We start from the raw sequence: 19,697 nt of genomic DNA, 5'->3' as shown, positions 1-19,697 counted from the left end.
GGTCGAGGCGAGTGCCAGCGAGCCACCCCACCGGAGCAATGGCCGAGGAGCCGGCCAGCGGCCGGCACCACCGGATGAGCAGGCACAAAAAACCCCGCCTTGGCGGGGTTTTTCGTTACGCGTTCCGCAGGGCGATCAGTTCGCCTTGTGGATCGCGCGCTTGGTCACGGCCATGGCCGCGTCGTGCACCGCTTCGGACAGCGACGGGTGGGCGTGGCAGATGCGCGCCAGGTCGTCGGACGAGCCGTTGAACTCCATGGTCAGAACGCCTTCGTGCACCAGTTCCGACACGTTGGCACCCACCAGGTGCATGCCGAGCACGCGGTCGGTTTCAGCGTGGGCCAGCACCTTGACGAAGCCGGCCGGCTCGATCATGGCCACGGCACGGCCGTTGGCGGCGAACGGGAAGCTGCCAGCCTTGTACGGAATGCCTTCGGCCTTCAGTTGCTGCTCGGTCTTGCCAACCCAGGCCAGCTCCGGCTCGGTGTAGATGACCCACGGAATGGTGTCGAAGTTGACGTGGCCCGGCAGGCCGGCGATCAGCTCGGCAACCGCGATGCCTTCCTCGAAGCCCTTGTGCGCCAGCATCGGGCCGCGCACGCAGTCACCGACCGCCCACACGCCGTCGACGCCGGTGTGGCAATGGTCGTCCACTTCGATCTGGCCACGCTCGTTGACCTTGACGCCGGTGCCTTCGGCCAGCAGGCCCTTGGTCGCGGCGCGACGGCCAACGGCCACCAGCAGCTTGTCCACGATCAGGCTCTTTTCGCCTTCCGCGTCGGCGTAGGTCAGGGCGACTTCCTTCTTCTTGCCCTTGCTGGTCACGTCGGCCTTGGAGACCTTGGCGCCCAGGCGGATGTCCAGGCCCTGCTTCTTGAATTCCTTGGCGGCCGCCTTGGCCACTTCGGTATCCGCAGCGGCCAGGAACTCCGGCAGCGCTTCCAGGATGGTCACTTCCGAACCCAGGCGCTTCCACACGCTGCCCAGTTCCAGACCGATCACGCCGGCGCCGATCACGGCCAGGCGGGCCGGCACTTCGGTGAAGTCCAGGCCGCCGACGTTGTCGACGATGGTGTCGCCGTCGAACTTGGCGAACGGCAGTTCGATCGAGTCCGAACCGGCGGCGATGATGACGTTGGTGCCCTTCAGCTCGACGATGGAACCGTCATGCTGGGTGACCTTGACCACGTTGCCCGGCTGCAGTTCGCCGAAGCCGTAGTAGGCGGCGACCTTGTTGGCCTTGAACAGCATGCCGATGCCGCCGGTGAACTGCTTGACGATCTTGTCCTTGCGGCCAACCATCGCTTCGACGTCCATCTTGGCGTCCTTGAAGCTGATGCCGTGGTCGCCAAAGATGTGGCCCATGTTCCAGAACTGGCGCGAGGAATCCAGCAGCGCCTTGGACGGGATGCAGCCCACGCGCAGGCAGGTGCCACCGAGGGCCGGCTTGCCATCCTTGCCCAGGGCCGCGTCGATGCAGGCGGTCTTCAGACCCAGCTGCGCGGCACGGATGGCGGCGTGGTAGCCGGCCGGACCGGCACCGATGACGACGACGTCGAATTGTTCAGCCATTGAAATAGTCCTTGTTGCATTCCCGAGCTTCGGTCGAAGCCGGTGGCGCGCAGGCGCCGGGGAGAGAGCAGGGCAGTGCGGTGCAGTGCCGTAAAACCAACACCCCTCCGCGCAGGCGCGGAGGGGTGGCAGGTGTTACAGGCCGAACAGCATGCGGCCCGGGTTTTCCAGCTGGTTCTTGATGTCCACCAGGAACTGCACCGAATCCTTGCCATCGATGATGCGATGGTCGTAGGACAGCGCCAAGTACATCATCGGGGCGATCACGACCTGGCCGTTCTGGGCGATCGGACGCTCCTTGATGGCATGCATGCCCAGGATGGCGCTCTGCGGCGGGTTGATGATCGGCGTGGACAGCAGCGAGCCGAAGGTGCCGCCGTTGGTCACGGTGAAGGTGCCGCCCTGCAGTTCTTCCAGGCTCAGCTTGCCGTCACGGGCTTTCTTGGCGTAGTCGGCGATGGTCTTTTCGATGTCGGCAAACGACATGCGCTCGACGTTGCGCAGCACCGGCGTCACCAGGCCCTTGTCGGTCGACACGGCGATGGAGATATCCGAGTAGCCGTGATAGATGACGTCGTCGCCGTCGATCGAGGCATTGACCAGCGGGAAGCGCTGCAGCGCGTTGGCGGCGGCCTTCACGAAGAAGCTCATGAAGCCCAGCTTGATGCCGTGGGCCTTGACGAACTCGTCCTGCAGATCCTTGCGCGCGGCCGAGACCTTGGACAGGTCGACCTCGTTGAAGGTGGTCAGCATGGCGGTGCTGTTCTTGGACTGCATCAGGCGCTCGGCGATGCGCTTGCGGATGCGGGTCATCGGCACGCGTTCTTCCGGACGCGCACCGGCGGCCTTGCCAGCGCCGCCACTGCGGGCGAAGTTGACGATGTCTTCCTTGGTCACCGCGCCATGACGGCCGGTGCCGGATACGTCGGCCGGGTTCACGCCTTCGGTGATCGCCGAGAAACGCGCGCCCGGGGGCAGGCCGTCGGCAGCCGACTTGGCGGCCGGTGCCGGGGCAGCAGCCGCGGCCGGCGCAGCAGCGGCCGGTGCGGCGTCAGCCTTCTTCTCTTCCGCAGCCGGAGCCGGGGCAGCGGCCACGGCGCCTTCTTCGATGATGGCCACGATCTGGCTGGAGGTCACGGTGGCGCCCACCTCGAACTTGATCTCCTTCAGCACGCCATCGACCGGCGACGGCACTTCCAGGACGACCTTGTCGGTTTCCAGATCAAGCAGGTTTTCATCGCGCTTGACGGCATCGCCGACTTTCTTGTGCCAGGTGGCGATGGTGCCGTCGGCGACGGATTCGGGCAGTACCGGGGCTTTGACTTCGGTGGCCATGCGGGAGCTTCCTGGTTTGTCTTTTCTAGAATGAGGGGGAGAGGTTATTCAGCAACCGAGTCGTTGAACGGGTTGACCAGGGCATCGGCGATCAGCTTCTGCTGTTCGATGATGTGGTCAGCCATGTGTCCAGCGGCCGGCGATGCCGAACGGGCGCGACCGGCGTAGTGCAGGCTCTGGCCATCGGCCAGGCAGAACTGCAGGTGGTGGCGGATCTGGTACCACGCCCCCTGGTTCTGCGGTTCTTCCTGCGTCCACACCACATCGGCAGCCTTGCCGTACTTCTTCAGTTCGGCAGCCAGCAGCGCGCGCGGGAACGGATACAGCTGTTCGACGCGGATGATGGCCACATCGTCCTGGCCACGCTTGGTCTGGTCTTCCAGCAGGTCGTAATAGACCTTGCCCGAACACAGCACCACGCGCTTGACCTTCTTGGCGTCTGCGTTGGCATCGCCGATCAGGTGCTGGAACTCGCCATTGGCCAGCTCTTCCAGGCTCGACACGGCCAGCTTGTGGCGCAGCAGCGACTTGGGCGACATCACCACCAGCGGCTTGCGCGTGGTCATGCGCATCTGGCGACGCAGCATGTGGTACGCCTGCGCCGGGGTCGACGGCACGCACACCAGCATGTTCTCCAGCGCGCACAGCTGCAGGAAACGCTCCAGGCGCGCGGAGCTGTGCTCCGGACCCTGGCCTTCGTAACCGTGCGGCAGCAGCAGGGTCAGGCCGGTGATACGGCCCCACTTGGCTTCGCCGGCAGCGATGAACTGATCGATCACGACCTGGGCGCCGTTGGCGAAATCGCCGAACTGGCCTTCCCAGATGCACAGGGTGTTCGGATCGGTGGTGGAGAAGCCGTACTCATAGGCCATCACCGCTTCTTCGCTGAGCAGCGAATCGATGATGGTGGCCTGTTCCGGCGACTCGACCAGCTGGCGCAGCGGCAGGTAGTAGTTGTCGGTCTTCTGGTCGTGCAGGATCGCGTGGCGGTGGGTAAACGTACCGCGGCCGACGTCCTGGCCGACCAGGCGCAGGCTGTTGCCTTCGTCCAGCACGGTGGCGTAAGCCAGGTTCTCGGCAAAGCCCCAGTCGCCCGGGATCTCGCCGGCGGCCATCTTGCGACGGTCGTCATACACCTTGGCCACACGCGAGTGCAGCTCCACGCCTTCAGGCACGGTGTTGATCAGCTTCGCCAGCTGCTTGACCTTCTCCATGCCCACCGCGGTGGAGATGGGATCGGACAGCTTGCCGTTCAGCAGCGCGGGCCAATCGACGTACATCTTGCTCGTGGCCGGGGTCTTCTCGACCGCCGCCAGCTCGGTGGTGACTTCACCGGCATCGAGCTTGTTGCGGTAAGCATCGACCAGCGCCTTGCCGGCGTCGGCCGGAATCACGCCGGCCGCTTCCAGCTTGGCCGCGTACAGCTCGCGGGTGGTCTGGTGCTTGCGGATCACCTGGTACATCAGCGGCTGGGTGATCGCCGGTTCGTCGGCCTCGTTGTGGCCCCAACGGCGGTAGCACATCAGATCGATGACCACGTCCTTGGCGAACTTCTGGCGGAACTCGAAGGCCAGCTGGGCCGCGAACACCACCGCTTCGGGATCATCGCCATTCACGTGCAGCACCGGGGCGGCGATCATTTTCGCCACGTCGGTGGCATAGCGCGTGGAGCGCGTATCCAGCGGGTTGGAGGTGGTGAAGCCGACCTGGTTGTTGACCACGATGTGCACCGTGCCACCGACGGCGAAGCCGCGGGCCTGGGACATCTGGAACAGTTCCATGACCACGCCCTGGCCGGAGAAGGCCGCGTCGCCGTGGATCAGGATCGGCATCACCTGCTTGCGCGCGGAGTCGCCGCGGCGCTCCTGGCGCGAACGCACCGAACCGGCCACGACCGGGTCGGCGATTTCCAGGTGCGACGGGTTGAAGGCCAGCGCCAGGTGGACGGCGCCGCCCGGGGTGGACACGTCAGCCGAGAAGCCCATGTGGTACTTCACGTCGCCGGCCGAGGCGTGCTCGTCGTGCTCGAACTTGCCTTCGAACTCGTCGAACAGCTTGCGTGGGCTCTTGCCCAGCGTGTTGACCAGCACGTTCAGGCGGCCGCGGTGGGCCATGCCGATCACCACGTCCTTGACGCCATCCTTGCCGGCGTCACGGATGATGGTGTCCATCATCGGGATCAGCGCATCGCCGCCTTCCAGCGAGAAGCGCTTCTGGCCCACGTACTTGGTATGCAGGTAGCGCTCCAGACCCTCGGCCGCCGTGAGGCGTTCCAGGGTGCGGCGCTGGGTGTCGGCATCCAGGTTGTAGTTGCCACCGGCCGTTTCCAGGCGCTGGTACAGCCACTGGCGCTGCTCGACCTCGGAGATGTGCATGAATTCCGCACCGATCGAGCCGGTGTAGGTCTTCTTCAGGCGCTCCAGCAGGTCGCGCAGCTTCATGCGCGGCTGGCCGGCGATGCCGCCGGTGCTGAACTCGCTGCCCAGGTCGCTCTCGGACAGGCTGTGGAACGGCAGCCCCAGGTCCGGCGGGTTGGTCGGCGGGGTCAGGCCCAGCGGGTCCAGGCTCGCACCGAGGTGGCCACGCGAACGGTAGGCGGTGATCAGACGGCCGACATTGCGCTCGCGCTCGTCGCCGGCACCGGTGGCCGTACCGCTGTTGGCAGCGTTCTTGGCAGCGTCGGTGATGTGGGCGATGACGGCCGAGTGCGGAATGTCACCGGCTTCGCGGCCCTTGAAGCCGTCGAAGTAGGTCTTCCATTTGGGATCGACACTGTCCGGAGAAACGAGGTACTGCTCGTACAGATCCTCGATATAGGAGGCGTTGCCGCCGGCGAGCTGCGAAGACTGCGCAAACTGCTTCAGTAGATTGTCCACGATGGAGGGTCGGATTCGCTTGTGGGGTAAGGCTTCGATGATCCGGCAGGGAAAAGTGAATAGCCCTGCGCGGGCGGTATCTAACTCCCCAAATTGTACCCCCATCGGGACAGGAAGGGGCACCGCAGGGACCTTGGCAGGACCTGCGATGTCATTCCCAGACAGGTTCGAGCCCGTGGCGTGAGCTACAGGCCGATCGCCCGCAGTTCGCTGCATTCACGCGAACGTTCCCATACGCGCTGCAAACCGTCCTGCAACGGCCGCGAACGTGCTCGCAGCGCGAGCCCGGCTTCGCCGTCGAAACGGTGCCCGCTCAGACGAAAGTAGTAGTCGCCGGCATCGTTGAGCAGGCAGGCCGAGGCCGACGCGCGGTCGATCGGGTCGCTGACCTGGCGGATCCGGAACACGCTGGGCAGGCGTTGCAGCAGTCCCAGCAGCGGTGAGCCGGCCTGGGCGATGGCGGCGGCGTCGTGCACGATCAACAGGGCCTGCTTGTCGTGGCGGGCGGTGGCGAACCGGCGCAGCGCCTCCAGCACCGGCGGGGCATCCAGCACCCCGGGGTCGAGCTGGCGGCTGTGCAGCCACAGCTGGCGGCGGGCACGGTGGACCAGGGCGGTGGTGATCGCCACGGCCTGGTCGGCACTATCGATGGCCACCGCCCCGTCCAGCACCAGACGCATGTGCTGGTGGGCGATGCCGGCCTCGGTGAAGACCTCGCCCTCGGGCAGGAAGCCCTGGCGGGTATAGAACACCCGGGCCGGCAGCTGGGCGTGCAGGCTCACTTCCCGCCAGTGGCGGCTGCGCGCGGCGTCGATCAGGGCCAGCAGCAGGGCCTCCCCGACGCCGCGGCCCCGCCAGTCGGCCAGCACCGCCATGCGGCCGATCCGGCCGTCCGGGGTGAGTCGCCCGGCACCGATCGGTTCGCCATCGCTGCCACGGGCCAGTACGTGGGCGCTGAGCGGGTCCAGCGCGTCGATTTCCAGCGCGGCCGGCACCTGCTGCTCCTCGACGAACACGCGCTGGCGGACCCGATGCAGCGCCTCGCGCTGCGTCGGGTAGTCCACGACGTCGACCTGGAAGCGGGTCGCCATGCTCAGACGGGCTTGCCGTCGTCCTGGTCGTCGCTGTCGTCGAAATCGACGATGACTTCGATGCCATCTTCGTGGATGGTCACTTCATGCACGTCGGCCTCGACGGTGGCGTCGTGCATGACCTCGATGCTGTCGGTGCCGTCAACGACGGCGTCCTCGGCGAAGTGGCCGTCTTCGACGTCGTCCTCTTCGTCATCGACATCCTCCTCGATGGCGTTCGGGTCGAACAGCTGGTAGTAGCCACCGGCCACCAGGGCCTGCACGGCGTCGCGGCCCTTGGCCGAGAGCTTGAGGTAGAGCGGACCGCCGAGCTGTTCGGTGGCCGCCAGGACCTGCGCATCCTTGACCGGCAGGGCAAACTCCAGGCCGCTGCAGTACAGGCTGGCCCCGCGCTTGGCGCGGCGCCAGGCCATGCGTGCCCACGGGTGGCGCTGCAGGTCCAGGCCCGTGGCCAGCGCGGCCTCGATTTCTTCACGCGGCAGCGGGTCGGCACCGGCGACCACGTCGCCGGCGGCGCGGTAGGTGGTGATGAAGCGGCCGAACCAGTCGCCGAGCTTGTCGGGGTCGTTCATGCGGATGGCATTGAGCGCCTCGACCACGCGGTTCATGGCCAGTACGTCGATTTCGTTGGGGTCTTCGGGCAGCTTGAGATCCGGATCCTGGTAGCGGATCGACTCGTCGGCGCCTTCGATGAGGGTGTCCAGGTAGTCGCTGATCAGTTCGGCCGAGGCCGGTGCGCGCATGCCGAAGGAGAAGGTCAGGCAGGGGTCTTCGGCGACGCCGTTGTGCGGGACGTTGGGCGGCAGGTAGAGCATGTCGCCCGGTTCCAGCACCCAGTCGTGGGTGGGCTTGAAGCGGCGCAGGAGCTTGAGTTCGACGTCGTCGCGGAAGTCCAGCGGGGGGCGCTTGCCCTTGGTGGATTCACTGGCGTCGATCTGCCAGCGGCGGTGGCCGTAGGCCTGCAGCAGGAAGACGTCGTACTGGTCGACGTGGGCGCCGACCGAGCCGCCGGTGGCGGCGAAGCTGATCATCACATCGTCCATGCGCCAGCGCGGCAGGAAGTCGAAGTGGTTGACGAGGGCGCGGACGTCGGCGTCCCACTTGTCCACGTCCTGCACGAGCAGGGTCCAGTCGTGGTCGGGCATGCCGGGGAATTCGTCTTCCTGGAACGGGCCGGTACGCACGCTCCAGCCGTCGGTGGCGCGGTCATGGGTGATGAGGCGCGACAGGGCGGTTTCTTCGCAGGCCAGGCCGGCGAGGTCTTCGGGCTGGACGGGGGTTTCGAAATCGGGGAAGGCGCCGCGGATGAGCAGCGGGCGCTTCTGCCAGTAGTCGCGCAGGAAGACGGCGGCGGGCATGCCGAGCGGCAGGCCGGGGCGGGCCTGGATTTCGATGACGGGGGTCTTGGTGGTGCGGGCAGCCATGGGGGAATCCTTGGAGCGTGTAGACGGAAAGCGGGGGCGCGGCAGGTGGCCGGCGCGAGCGGGGCCATTGTCCGCTGGTTGGGGCCGATGTGCACCTGCGGTGGGGTGTCGCGGGGTGGTGGGGGGAGTTTCAAAGCGTTAAGGCCACGTCCAAAGCCACGTCCAAAGCCACGTCGAAAGCAGCGCCTTGGCTGACTGCGGCGGGAGGTGGCCGGGCAGCCTTGCCCAGGACACGCCGTAAACCCGTCCATGGGGGCTCGGTGTTGCCATCCATGGCAACACACGGTCCTGGGCAAGGCCGCCCGGCCACCTCTGGACGGTATCCGGTCTGGGCGGCAGGTAAGGCGGGTCAGTGGCCTACGTTGTTACGTGACGTGCGCGGTAACGAAGTACGACAGAGGTGATGTGTGGCTCTGGTAGGGTCGGGTCCCAACCGACTGCCGATACGGGGTCCAGACCCGGTAACGCATTGCAACGAAACACAGGTAGAGCCGGGCTCTGCCCGGCTGCTCTGTAGCCCGTGGCGATAAATGGACCCTGACGATGCCAGCGCCCGTCCTTCTCCGGCCAAGGTCATGCGTTCGTCGCGTTGATCAGCAGGATCGGCGGTCGATCGGGATCCGACCCTACCGGGTGGGTTGGCGACGGGCATGTCCGCGGCCTTTGTCTTGCGGGAATGTGCGCGGGTGCCGCACCGGGCGACGTCGGCTCGGGCGATGTCCCGCGGCCCGTTCCGTCCGTGGCTTAGCGGCGACGTAATGCCGGGCGATGCATGGCCCGGTAGGGTCGGGTCCCAACCGACTGCCGATACGGGGTCCGGACCCGGTAACGCATTGCAACGAAACACAGGTAGAGCCGGGCTCTGCCCGGCTGCTCTATGGCCCGCGGCGATAAAGAGACGATGCCAGCGCCCGTCCTTCTCCGGCCAGGGTCATGCGTTCGTCGCGTTGATCAGCAGGGTCGGTGGTCGATCGGGATCCGACCCTACCGGGTGGGTCGGCGACGGGAATGGCCGCGGCCTTCGTCCAGACCCGGTAACGCATTGCAACGAAACGCCGTAGAGCCGGGCTCTGCCCGGCTGCCCCGAAGCCCACAACGAAGAAGGGACGCGGGCACTGCCGGCGTCCCTGCTGGGATCCTGCGGGTGGCGCGATCCTCAGATCGCCTTGGCCAGGTCCGCCGCCAGGCCGATGTAGCCGCCCGGGGTCAGGTCGCGCAGGTTCTGCTTGGCGTCTTCGGGCAGGTCCAGCGATTCGACGAAGGCCTGCATCGATTCGGCGGTGATGCCCTGGCCGCGGGTGAGGGCCTTGAGCTGTTCGTAGGGGTTGGGTAGGCCGTAGCGGCGCATGACCGTCTGCACGGCTTCGGCCAGCACTTCCCACGCGGCGTTGAGGTCGGCGTCCAGGCGCTCGGGGTTCACGGTCAGCTTGCCCAGGCCCTTGGCCAGCGAGTCCAGGCCGACCTGGGTGTGGCCGAAGGCGGTGCCGACCGCGCGCAGCACGGTGGAGTCGGTGAGGTCGCGCTGCCAGCGGCTGATCGGCAGCTTGGCGCTGAAATGCTCGAACAGGGCGTTGGCGATGCCGAAATTGCCTTCGGCGTTTTCGAAGTCGATCGGGTTGACCTTGTGCGGCATGGTCGAGGAGCCCACTTCGCCTTCCTTGAGCTTCTGCTTGAAGTAGCCCAGCGAGATGTAGCCCCAGATGTCGCGGGCCAGGTCGATCAGGATGATGTTGGCGCGGCGCGCGGCATCGCCGATTTCGGCGACGTTGTCGTGCGGCTCGATCTGGGTGGTGTACGGGTTGAACACCAGGCCCAGGCTTTCCACGAAGCGCTTGGCGAAGGCCGGCCAGTCGACCGCCGGGTAGGCGATGACGTGGGCGTTGTAGTTGCCGACCGCGCCGTTGATCTTGCCGGTCAGTTCCACCGCGGCGATCTGCCTGCGCTGGCGCTCCAGGCGCGCCACCACGTTGGCCACTTCCTTGCCCAGGGTGGTGGGCGAGGCGGTCTGGCCATGAGTGCGCGACAGCATGGGCTGTTCGGCCTGGGCATGGGCGAGGGCGCGCAGGCTGGCGGTCACGCCGTCCAGGCTGGGCAGCAGCACCTCGCGGCGGGCCTGTTCCAGGATCAGGCCGTAGCTGAGGTTGTTGATGTCTTCGCTGGTGCAGGCGAAATGCACGAACTCCAGCGCCGGGCCCAGCTCGGCGTCGGCCTTGAGCTGTTCCTTGATGAAGTACTCCACCGCCTTGACGTCGTGGTTGGTGGTGCGCTCGATTTCCTTCACCCGCGCGGCGTGGGCGGGGGCGAAATCCTCGGCCAGGGCGCGCAGGCGGGCGCTGGCGGCGGCCGAGAACGGCGCCAGTTCGACGATGCCCGGCTCGTTGGCCAGGGCCAGCAGCCATTCCACTTCGACCTTCACGCGGGCCTTGATCAGGCCGTATTCGGAGAAGATCGGACGCAGTGCGTCGACCTTGCCGGCGTAGCGGCCATCGAGCGGGGACAGGGCGAGCAGGGCGAATTCGGACATGGCGGGCGCAGGGCAATGACGGCGGGGGCCGTCATTCTACGCTGCCCCGGGGGCCTCGGCCTGTGCCATGCGTACGGTGACGGCCTGGATGCGGTGGCCGACCATGCGCTTGATGGTGAACTGGTGGCCATCGATCACCAGCTGTTCGCCCTCTTCAGGCAGCCGCTGCAACTGGTGGACGATCAGCCCGCCGACCGAATTGAGGTGGTCCGGGGCCTCCAGGTCATGCCCGAGCAGGCGTTCCAGCCGGAAGATCGAGGTCGAGCCGGCCACCAGCAGGCTGCCATCGGCGCCGCGGGTGGGGGCGTCCTTGACGATATGCGGGTGCTCGTCCTCGATGTCACCCACCACCACTTCCAGCAGGTCTTCCAGGGTGAAGTAGCCCAGGATGCGGCCATGTTCCTCCACGCACAGCGCCAGGTGCGTGGTGCCGGTGCGGAAGCGTTCCAGCACGCTGGGAACCGGGGTCTCCAGCGCGATCAGGTTGGCCGGGCGCAGCAGGGCGCGCAGATTGTCGGTGGGGTTGCCGCGGGCAATTTCCACCAGCAGGTCCTTCATGTGCAGGATGCCGAGCACGTCCTCGCCATCGCGGTCGAACCACGGGTAGCGGCTGTAGCGGCTTTCGGCAAATTCGGCCATCACCTCGGCCAGATCCATGCCATCGCGGAACGAGCGCAGGTGGTCGCGCGGGCGCATCAGGTCGCCGGCGACCAGCTCCGGCAGTTCCAGGGCGTGGCTCATCAGGGTCAGGCCGTGGTCGGGCGCACTGTCGGTGGGCTGCTGGCGGCCGACGATGAGCTTGAGTTCCTCGCGCGAATAGCGGTGCGAGGTGTGTTCAACATCGCCCCAGCCGGCCAGCCGCAGCAGCGCGTTGGCGCTGTTGTTGAGCAGCCAGATGGCCGGGTACATGGCCCAATAGAACAGGTACAGGGGCGCGGCGGTCCACAGCGACATGCGGTCCGGGCGGCGGATCGCCATCGACTTGGGGGCCAGTTCGCCCAGCACGATGTGCAGGAAGGAAATCACGCTGAAGGCAATGATGAAAGCGGTCAGGCGCGAGGCGTCGGCGCTCATGCCGAAGGCATCGAACAGCGGTTGCAGCAGGTGCGCGAAGGCCGGCTCGCCGACCCAGCCCAGGCCCAGCGACGACAGGGTGATGCCGAGCTGGCACGCCGACAGATAGGCATCCAGATGGGAGTGCACGTTGAGCAGCAGGCGGCCGCGCCAGCCGTGCCGTTCGGCCAGGCCGACGGCCTGGGTATGGCGCAGTTTGACCAGGGCGAACTCGGCGGCCACGAAGAAGCCGTTGAGCAGCACCAGGCCGAAGGCCAACAGCAGCAGGAGCAGGTTGCCGATCATCGCGCGCCTCGCGGCGTGGCCGCAGGCAGGGAGGCAACCGCATGGACGCAGCGAGCGTGCAGGGCTGCGCGCGCAGCGGCGCGCCAGGAACTACAGTGAGGGTCGTCACCCATGGGGGCGGAGATCTTTCTGAATGGACACGAATCCCGAGTCTAGCCGATCACCCGCGCTGTTGGGTTTCAGCGCACGGTGGGAGTATTGTGCGCAGAGCCGCCAGCCAGGGAATCAGGCCCATTGCCAGCCGCAGATTCCCTTTCCCTACCGAAAGAATCGCGGAGTAATGCAATGAGCAAGGGTTTCAGGATCGAACACGACAGCATGGGCGAACTGCAGGTGCCCAGTGATGCGTTGTGGGGCGCGCAGACGCAGCGGGCGGTGAACAACTTCCCGGTTTCCGGGCAGCGCATGCCACGCGGCTTCATCCGCGCGCTGGGCCTGGTCAAGGGCGCGGCGGCGGCGGTGAACGTGGAGCTCGGTCATCTGCCGAAGAACATCGGCAAGGCGGTCGAGGCAGCCGCGGCCGAAGTGGCCGACGGCCAGCACGATGCGCACTTCCCGATCGATGTGTACCAGACCGGTTCGGGCACGTCGTCGAACATGAATGCCAACGAGGTGATTGCCACCCTGGCCAACCGCGCGGGCAAGGCGGGCAAGCTGGCGGTGCATCCCAACGACCACGTCAACCAGGGGCAGAGCTCCAACGATGTGATTCCCACCGCGTTGCGCGTGTCGGCGCTGCTGGGCGTGCATGAACAGCTGCTGCCGGCGCTGGTGCACCTGCGCAAGACCATCGACAAGAAGGGCCGCAGCCTGCGCAAGGTGGTCAAGACCGGGCGCACCCACCTCATGGATGCCATGCCGCTCACCTTTGAGCAGGAGTTCGGGGCGTGGTCGGCGCAGTTGTCGTCGGCGCAGGAGCGTATCGAAGACAGCCTCAAGCGCCTGCGTCGGCTGCCGCTGGGTGGCACGGCGATCGGCACTGGCATCAATGCCGATCCGCGCTTTGGCGAACGCGTGGCCAAGCTGCTCAAGCAGCAGACCGGGGTCAAGTTCGACAGTGCCGAGAACAAGTTCGAAGGCCTGGCTGCGCAGGACGACGCGGTGGAACTGTCCGGCCAGCTCAACGCGCTGGCGGTGGCCCTGATCAAGATCGCCAACGACCTGCGCTGGATGAACGCCGGTCCGCTGGCCGGCCTGGGCGAGATCGAGCTTCCGGCACTGCAGCCGGGCAGCTCGATCATGCCGGGCAAGGTCAACCCGGTGATTCCCGAAGCGACGGTGATGGTGTGTGCGCAGGTGATCGGCCACCACACCGCGATCACCGTGGCCGGGCAGACCGGCAACTTCCAGTTGAACGTGACGCTGCCGCTGATCGCGGCCAACCTGCTCGATGGGATCGGCCTGCTGGCCAACATCTCGCGCCTGCTGGCCGATACCGCGATTGCCGGCCTGACGGTGCGCGAAGACCGGGTACGCGAGGCGCTGGACCGCAACCCGATCCTGGTGACGGCGCTGAACCCGATCATCGGCTATGAAAAGGCCGCGGGAATCGCCAAGCGCGCCTACAAGGAGCAGCGCCCGGTGCTGGACGTGGCGCTGGAAGACAGCGGGCTGTCCGAGGCCGAGCTGCGCAAGCTGCTGGATCCGGCGGCGCTGACGGCCGGTGGTATCCATGCTGGCAGTAGCGGCGGCGGTGGTTAATCGATACAGGTAGTGGCAACAACGAAAAACGGGCCGAAAGGCCCGTTTTTTGTTCCGCAGGGCGCTGGCTCAGTGGCAGTCGGTGGGTCGGGCGCTGGGCCCCCATGCCCTTGGAGGCGAACTAAAGGGGGAGGGGGGGCCGCAGGCCGACGCCGGAGGACATTCGCCGGAAAGGGTATGGGGGCCCAGCGCCCGACCCACCGACCCCCGCGCTACCGAAGCGTCAGTGCCGATCCGCCTGCAGGTTGTCGAACGTCTCGGTGTAATCCTTGAACTCCGGAATCCGCTGCACCAGGTCCGGCGGAATCGGCTGCATGCCATCGGGCACCTGGATCTTGACCGAGCGCTTGGCCGGGTCAGGCGGGGCATCGGTGAGCGTGTTCTGGCGCAGCACCTGCAGCTGGCCGAACATGCCCTGCAGCAGCGCCTGCTGGCTCGGGTCGAGCGGAATTTCGATCTCGTCGATCTTCATGTGGCCGTTGGGCAGCACGATGATGTTCGGCGCGGGTGCGCGGCGCACGGTAAGCATGCCGTCGCTGACGGTGATCTTCGGCTTGCCGCGCTCGGCACGATGGTTGCGGTATTCCTGGTCGCAGCCGGTGGCGGCCAGGCAGAACAGGGCGAACAGCAGCAGGCACAGCTTCTTCATGGTGGGCGCAGGCATGAAAAGGGGGAGGACCATTCTAGTCCTCCCCCCGTGCATGCGGGCCCGGCTGCGACCGAACGTCGCAGGCAGGGCGGTTACTTGCCGCAGTCGTCGATGTCGCTCTGGTCCATGGTGGCGTACGGCTTGAACTCGGGCACCGCGGCGGCCAGTGCCTGCTGCTTGGCCATCATGCCCGGCAGCAGGGTGCACAGCTGCTTGGCCTGGGCTTCGATCTTGCTGGCCTCGGCGTTCACGCGTTCCTCGATCCCGTTGGTATCCCCGGAGAAAATACCCTTGAGCGCCTCGCCAGCCGCCTTCACGCCCAGGTTGGCACCGGCCACGCCGATGTCCATGCCGGCGCCGGCAATCGCCTCGACCTGCTTGCGGTAATCCAGCAGCAGCGCGCGCTGGCTGGCGGTGGTGGAGACCGTCTTGCCGTTGATCAGCAGCTCGCCCTGCGGGGTGATCTCGGCCTTGTCGGACTGGTCGTTGGAAATCTTGATGTTGCCTTGGGCCAGTTCCCTGCGCGCCTTGTCGGTGGCGTCCTGTACGGTCTTGCCAACGGTGCTCGCTTCAGCGGCCGGTGACGCGGCCTTGCCGGTGGCCGGATCGGCCTTGCCGGCATCGTGGTTGCCGCAGGCTGCCAGCGGCAGGCACAGCAGCAGGGTGGGCAGCAGCAGTCGGGTCATCATGCGCACGTTCCTCGAAAAGGGGGGAGTTACTTGCCGCGCGGCAGCTGCACGCGACCGCCGATACCGCTGTGGCGTACATCGCCACTGCCGCTGTGGGCCACGGTCAGGTCGCCGCCGACATCGCGCGCGGTGATGTCACCGGAGCCATGCCGTTCGACGCTGACGTTGCCGCCCACGCCGCGCAGCTCGACATCGCCCGAGCCCACGTTGCCGACGCTGACGTTGCCCTTGACCTGGCGCACGTCGGCATCACCGGAGCCCAGCGTTTCCAGCGTCACGTTGCCCTGCACGCCGTCCAGTTCGAGATCGCCCGACCCTACCGTGCCGACCTTCGCGTTGCCGCGCAGGTTGCGTGCCTTGAAGTCGCCCGAGCCGACCGACAGCAGATTGAGCGCGCCGGCACCGTCCAGGGTCACATCGCCGGAGCCGATCGCCGCGGTGACCGGGCCCTTGATGTCGCGCAACGTGATGTCGCCCGAACCGACGTCGGCACTGAGCGAGTGCGCGCCGGTGACGCTGACGTCGCCCGAGCCGACCTTCAGCTGCACCAGCAGGGTGTCCGGCACGCTGCCGCGCAGGTCCAGGTAGGCGTAGTTGCTGCCCCCGATGTTGATGCTGAGGTTCTGCTTCTCGCGTTGCAGGCGCACCACCAGCTTGTCGCCCACCTTCTGCTGGGTCACGGTGAGCTGGCGCAGCCAGTCGGCGTTGGAGGCACAGGCGCGGCCAGAGAGCTGGGCTGCACCGCCACCGGCGGTGAGCACCAGATCGTGCTGGTTGACCTCGAACACCACCGCCTTGGCACCGGCCAGGTCGAGCTTGAGGTCGCGCGGTTCATTGAACGTGCACTGCGGCTGTTCGGCCAGGGCCGACAGCGGCAGCAACAGCAGGGAAGCAACAGCGAGCGTGCGGATCATATGCGGCTCCTTGAATGAATCGATCAGATCTCGCCGGCGCGGCGGCGCAGGCGGATGGCGACAATGATGAACACCACGCCCACTGCGGCACCGATCCAGATATCGGGCAGGCTCAACGCGGCCAGCTGGTTGGTCGGGGCCAGTGCGGCCACCAGGTTGTCACGGTCGCCGATCACCGCGCGCAGCTGGTCGGTACGGTAGAACACGTCGCTGCCCGGCAGGGTGCCCAGCAACAGGCGGCCGACGATGTGCTTCCAGAACCAGCCGCTGGTGCTGTCGAAGGCGTTCATCAGGTGCGTGCTGCTGACGATGATGCCGGCAAACAGCGGCAGCATCACCGCCCACAGGAACGGCTTGGTCTTGGCCCAGGCCGAGCACATCAGCAGCCAGCCCACGCTCGGCAGCGCCCAGAGCAGGTACACCGGCAGCCAGGACAGGTGGCCGGCCATGATGGCCAGCGGGCTGGCCGGGCCCCAGATCAGGGTCATCGGGTCGCCGCCGTGGCTGAGCACCACCACGCTGATGATCAGCAGGAAGCCGAACATGGTCAGGATCGAGGCGATCACCGCGATCACCGGTGCCACCAGCAGGGCGCTCACTGCCTTGGACAGCACGGTCTGGGTGTCCGACAGCGGCAGCGACTTCCAGAACAGGATGCTGCGGTCGCGGCGGTCGTCGTACAGCGCCCCCAGGCAGTAGAAGAACACCACGAAGGCCAGCACGATGAACGGCCACAGCGAACTCAGCAGCAGGGTCAGGTCCAGGCCGTTGGCCAGGTTGTGCAGCGCCTCGGCGTCCAGCTTCTTCGTCAGCAGGGCCAGGTCCAGCCCGTTGACGTTGACGCTTTCATTGTCGATCACCAGGCCGCCGCTCTTGGCCGCGCGGTTCATGGCCAGCAGCCCGAACAGAATGCCGATCAGGCTCATCACCAGCGAAATCGCGCCGGCGATCAGCGGCGCATACAGGAACCCGCCGCGGTTCTCCCAGTACTCGCGCTTGAGCATCCACTTGAAGGTGCTGGCCTTGCTGATGGGGTGGTAGTGGACGGTGTTCATGCGTAGGTTCCCTTCATGATGGCCACGAACAGGTCCGCCAGCCCCGGGCTGCGGATCTCGCCCAGGGGCGTGAGCTGGGCGCGTGGCACCCCGTCGAACAACAGCACCGTCTTGCCGAACGGCAGCGCACGCTCATCGATGGGCTGCAGGGCGCGGGCGGCGTCCAGCGATTCGGCCGACACCAGCACTTCGCTGTAGCGGTCGCCGATGTCTTCCATGTCGGTGGTGAGCACGATGCGGCCATCGCGGATGAACATCACGTCGGTGAGGATGTGCTCGATCTCTTCCACCTGGTGGGTGGTGACGATGATGGTCTTCTGCTCGTCGAAGTAATCCTCCAGCAGGCGCTGGTAGAACTCTTTGCGGTACAGGATGTCCAGGCCCAGGGTCGGCTCGTCCAGCACCAGCACCTTGGCATCGATGGCCATCACCAGGGCCAGGTGCAGCTGCACGATCATGCCCTTGGACAGCTCGCGCACACGCTGCTTGGGCTGCAGCTTGGTCGAGGCCAGGAAACGCTCGCAGCGGGCGCGGTCGAAGCGCGGGTGGGTGCCGGCGACGAAGTCGATCGCTTCGCGCACCTTCATCCAGCGCGGCAGCACGGCCACGTCGGCGATGAAGCACACATCGTTCATGAGCGCGTTGCGCTGCACGGCCGGGTCCAGCCCCAGCACCTGCAGCTCGCCTTCCACCGTGGTCAGGCCCAGCAGCGCCTTGAGCAGGGTGGTCTTGCCGGCGCCGTTGGGGCCGATCAGGCCGGTGATCCGGCCCGGGGCGATGGTGAAGCTGGTGTTGTCCAGCGCCACGGTCTGTTTGTAGGCCTTGCGCAGGCCGCGGGCGGAAATGACGACATCACTTGCAACGGCATTCATGAGGATTTCCCCTGGGGCAGCAATTCGTCGAGATTCAGGCCCAGGCGCTGGATGCGTTCCAACACCAGTGGCCATTCTTCATTGAGGAACCGGTCGCGCTCGCTGCTGCGCAGCTGCGTGGCCGCTTCCTCGGTCATGAACATGCCCAGCCCGCGGCGCTTCTCGACCAGGCCTTCGTCAGCCAGTTCCTGGTAGGCGCGTGAAACGGTGATGGGGTTGAGCTGGTACTCGGCGGCGACCTGTCGGACCGAAGGCAGGGCGTCGCCAGGCTTGATGATGCCGTCAAGCATCATGGCAATCACGCGCTCTTTCAGCTGACGGTAGATCGGAGCACCATCGCTCCATTGGATATCGCTCATGGTCAGCTCCGTGGGTTCAGCGACTGTGCGAATGAGAAGTAAGGCATGGACAGGGAGCTGTGCAGCCGGCGGGGGGGCGTGGGGGCGCCGTTGGCGTTCCCTGCCTGGAGTACGCCTGCGTCCTGCGGGCTTTCAAACGCACCGGTGGCGGCGGTGCTGCCGATGTCACCGGCGGGGGTGCCAAGCCAGCCGAGCAGCAACAGCGCGGAGGCGGCGGTGACAGCTTTGGCGGACTGGCGGCGGCGCATGCGGTTCATGGGCTTCCCCTGCATCAGGTGACTGGTGTTGTATGCAACTATAACACCGGCACGCCGGAGTGCAACAGGTTGCCAGCCCCAACTGATGGCAGGGGTATGACAGCGACGCCGCCGTGATTTCAAGTGGTTGATTTGTAAAATGATGTTTTGGATTCCTTACGGCCGGGTGGGCTATCGTCCATTCAGTCTGGTCAATGGTAGGTGAGCGGGGGCCTCTATTCAGGTGCGGCGCCAGACCGCCAGATTCGGCAAGCCGGGGCTGACCCGGCCCTGGGCCGCGGTGGGTGCCGGGGGCGCCAGGTCCGTCGGTCGGCGCCCCGGCAGGGCGCTGCCGGCCCTGCCACGCAGCGGCAAAAGTGCCGGTGATATAGTCCGAAACAGCCCTTTTCATCCCTTTCGTGGAGTGTTGCGATGCCCCTGACCCCCCTTGAGTCGTCCCCGCGCCGTGCGGCCACCGTGCGGGTGCGCCGCTGGGGCGTGACGCTGCTGCTGGGCGGGTTGCTGGCCGCCGGCGGGGCCCACGCGGCCGGGCTGCTGGACGTGGCCTATCGCCCGCTGGCCGGCAAGGCCGAAGTCAACCTGCAGAAGCAGTACGGCGGCAAGGTGCTGCTGGTGGTCAACACCGCCAGCAAGTGCGGCTTCACCCCGCAGTACGAAGGCCTGGAGGCGCTGCAGCAGAAGTACGCCGCGCGCGGGTTCTCGGTGCTGGGCTTCCCGTCCAACGACTTCAAGGGGCAGGAGCCGGGCGATGAGACCCAGATCCAGGAATTCTGCACGCTGACCTACGGGGTCAAGTTCCCGATGTTCCAGAAGGTGCAGGTCACCGGGCCGCAGGCCACGCCGCTGTACCAGCGGTTGACCGCCGCCACCGGGGTGGCGCCGGGCTGGAACTTCCACAAGTACCTGATCGGCCGGGACGGCCGGGTGGTGGCGCAGTTCCCCAGCAAGGTCACGCCGGACGACAAGGCGCTGGTGGCCGCGATCGAACGTGAGCTGTCTGTCACACCGGCAAAGCACTGA

16 protein-coding genes are annotated in these 19,697 nt (G+C 66.6%); 2 read left to right on the top strand and 14 right to left on the bottom strand.

What is annotated here, in order from left to right:
* Window positions 1–135: 135 nt before the first annotated feature.
* The 7 genes from lpdA to AC6CHL_RS07395 form a co-directional block, all read right to left on the bottom strand.
* Complete coding sequence (gene lpdA / locus AC6CHL_RS07425; RefSeq protein ID WP_498294044.1) at window positions 136–1,572, bottom strand: dihydrolipoyl dehydrogenase; 1,437 nt, start codon at window positions 1,570–1,572, stop codon at window positions 136–138.
* A 135-nt stretch (window positions 1,573–1,707) separates the two neighbouring features.
* Entirely contained in the window at window positions 1,708–2,907 is a 1,200-nt protein-coding gene (sucB, locus tag AC6CHL_RS07420) for a dihydrolipoyllysine-residue succinyltransferase (protein ID WP_141056854.1), read from the bottom strand.
* A gap of 44 nt (window positions 2,908–2,951) precedes the next feature.
* On the bottom strand, window positions 2,952–5,783 hold the full coding sequence (locus AC6CHL_RS07415) for a 2-oxoglutarate dehydrogenase E1 component (RefSeq protein WP_038687582.1): 2,832 nt from the start codon (window positions 5,781–5,783) through the stop codon (window positions 2,952–2,954).
* 185 nt (window positions 5,784–5,968) lie between these two features.
* Entirely contained in the window at window positions 5,969–6,874 is a 906-nt protein-coding gene (locus AC6CHL_RS07410) for a GNAT family N-acetyltransferase (protein WP_447594627.1), read from the bottom strand.
* A gap of 2 nt (window positions 6,875–6,876) precedes the next feature.
* A complete protein-coding gene (locus AC6CHL_RS07405) occupies window positions 6,877–8,298 on the bottom strand; it encodes a ribosomal protein uL16 3-hydroxylase (protein WP_498294043.1) in 1,422 nt (473 codons plus the stop codon).
* Between the two features lie 1,156 nt (window positions 8,299–9,454).
* On the bottom strand, window positions 9,455–10,822 hold the full coding sequence (gene purB / locus AC6CHL_RS07400; RefSeq protein ID WP_038687585.1) for an adenylosuccinate lyase: 1,368 nt from the start codon (window positions 10,820–10,822) through the stop codon (window positions 9,455–9,457).
* 36 nt (window positions 10,823–10,858) lie between these two features.
* Entirely contained in the window at window positions 10,859–12,181 is a 1,323-nt protein-coding gene (locus AC6CHL_RS07395; protein WP_448134003.1) for a hemolysin family protein, read from the bottom strand.
* Window positions 12,182–12,466: 285 nt separating this feature from the next.
* On the opposite strand from AC6CHL_RS07395, the gene AC6CHL_RS07390 reads away from it, so the two are divergent.
* Window positions 12,467–13,882, top strand: coding sequence for a class II fumarate hydratase (locus tag AC6CHL_RS07390; protein ID WP_483007795.1), 1,416 nt, complete (start codon window positions 12,467–12,469; stop codon window positions 13,880–13,882).
* Window positions 13,883–14,105: 223 nt separating this feature from the next.
* Here the strand turns inward: AC6CHL_RS07390 and AC6CHL_RS07385 are convergent, their stop codons facing one another.
* From AC6CHL_RS07385 to AC6CHL_RS07355, 7 genes are all read right to left on the bottom strand, one after another.
* Entirely contained in the window at window positions 14,106–14,531 is a 426-nt protein-coding gene (locus AC6CHL_RS07385) for a hypothetical protein (protein ID WP_137190089.1), read from the bottom strand.
* 92 nt (window positions 14,532–14,623) lie between these two features.
* Window positions 14,624–15,220 carry a DUF2884 family protein gene (locus tag AC6CHL_RS07380; RefSeq protein ID WP_498294042.1) on the bottom strand — a complete coding sequence of 199 codons (597 nt, stop codon included), beginning with the start codon at window positions 15,218–15,220 and terminating at the stop codon, window positions 14,624–14,626.
* Between the two features lie 26 nt (window positions 15,221–15,246).
* Window positions 15,247–16,134 carry a DUF4097 family beta strand repeat-containing protein gene (locus tag AC6CHL_RS07375; RefSeq protein WP_038687594.1) on the bottom strand — a complete coding sequence of 296 codons (888 nt, stop codon included), beginning with the start codon at window positions 16,132–16,134 and terminating at the stop codon, window positions 15,247–15,249.
* Between the two features lie 23 nt (window positions 16,135–16,157).
* Window positions 16,158–17,189 carry an ABC-2 transporter permease gene (locus AC6CHL_RS07370; RefSeq protein WP_038687595.1) on the bottom strand — a complete coding sequence of 344 codons (1,032 nt, stop codon included), beginning with the start codon at window positions 17,187–17,189 and terminating at the stop codon, window positions 16,158–16,160.
* Window positions 17,186–18,061 (bottom strand): ABC transporter ATP-binding protein, encoded by an 876-nt coding sequence (locus AC6CHL_RS07365; RefSeq protein ID WP_038687597.1) that lies wholly within the window; start codon window positions 18,059–18,061, stop codon window positions 17,186–17,188. Before AC6CHL_RS07365 ends, AC6CHL_RS07370 begins: the two co-directional genes overlap by 4 nt.
* Complete coding sequence (locus AC6CHL_RS07360) at window positions 18,058–18,420, bottom strand: GntR family transcriptional regulator (RefSeq protein WP_019185943.1); 363 nt, start codon at window positions 18,418–18,420, stop codon at window positions 18,058–18,060. The genes AC6CHL_RS07365 and AC6CHL_RS07360 overlap by 4 nt, the downstream gene beginning before the upstream one ends.
* A 2-nt stretch (window positions 18,421–18,422) precedes the next feature.
* The gene (locus AC6CHL_RS07355) at window positions 18,423–18,677 is read right to left on the bottom strand and encodes a hypothetical protein (protein WP_038687600.1); all 255 of its coding nucleotides are present in this window, start codon (window positions 18,675–18,677) and stop codon (window positions 18,423–18,425) included.
* Between the two features lie 411 nt (window positions 18,678–19,088).
* On the opposite strand from AC6CHL_RS07355, the gene AC6CHL_RS07350 reads away from it, so the two are divergent.
* A complete protein-coding gene (locus AC6CHL_RS07350) occupies window positions 19,089–19,697 on the top strand; it encodes a glutathione peroxidase (protein ID WP_463601285.1) in 609 nt (202 codons plus the stop codon).

It is taken from the genome of Stenotrophomonas sp. GQ19 (assembly GCF_059758695.1).
This window is presented reverse-complemented; position numbering and strand designations above follow the sequence as displayed.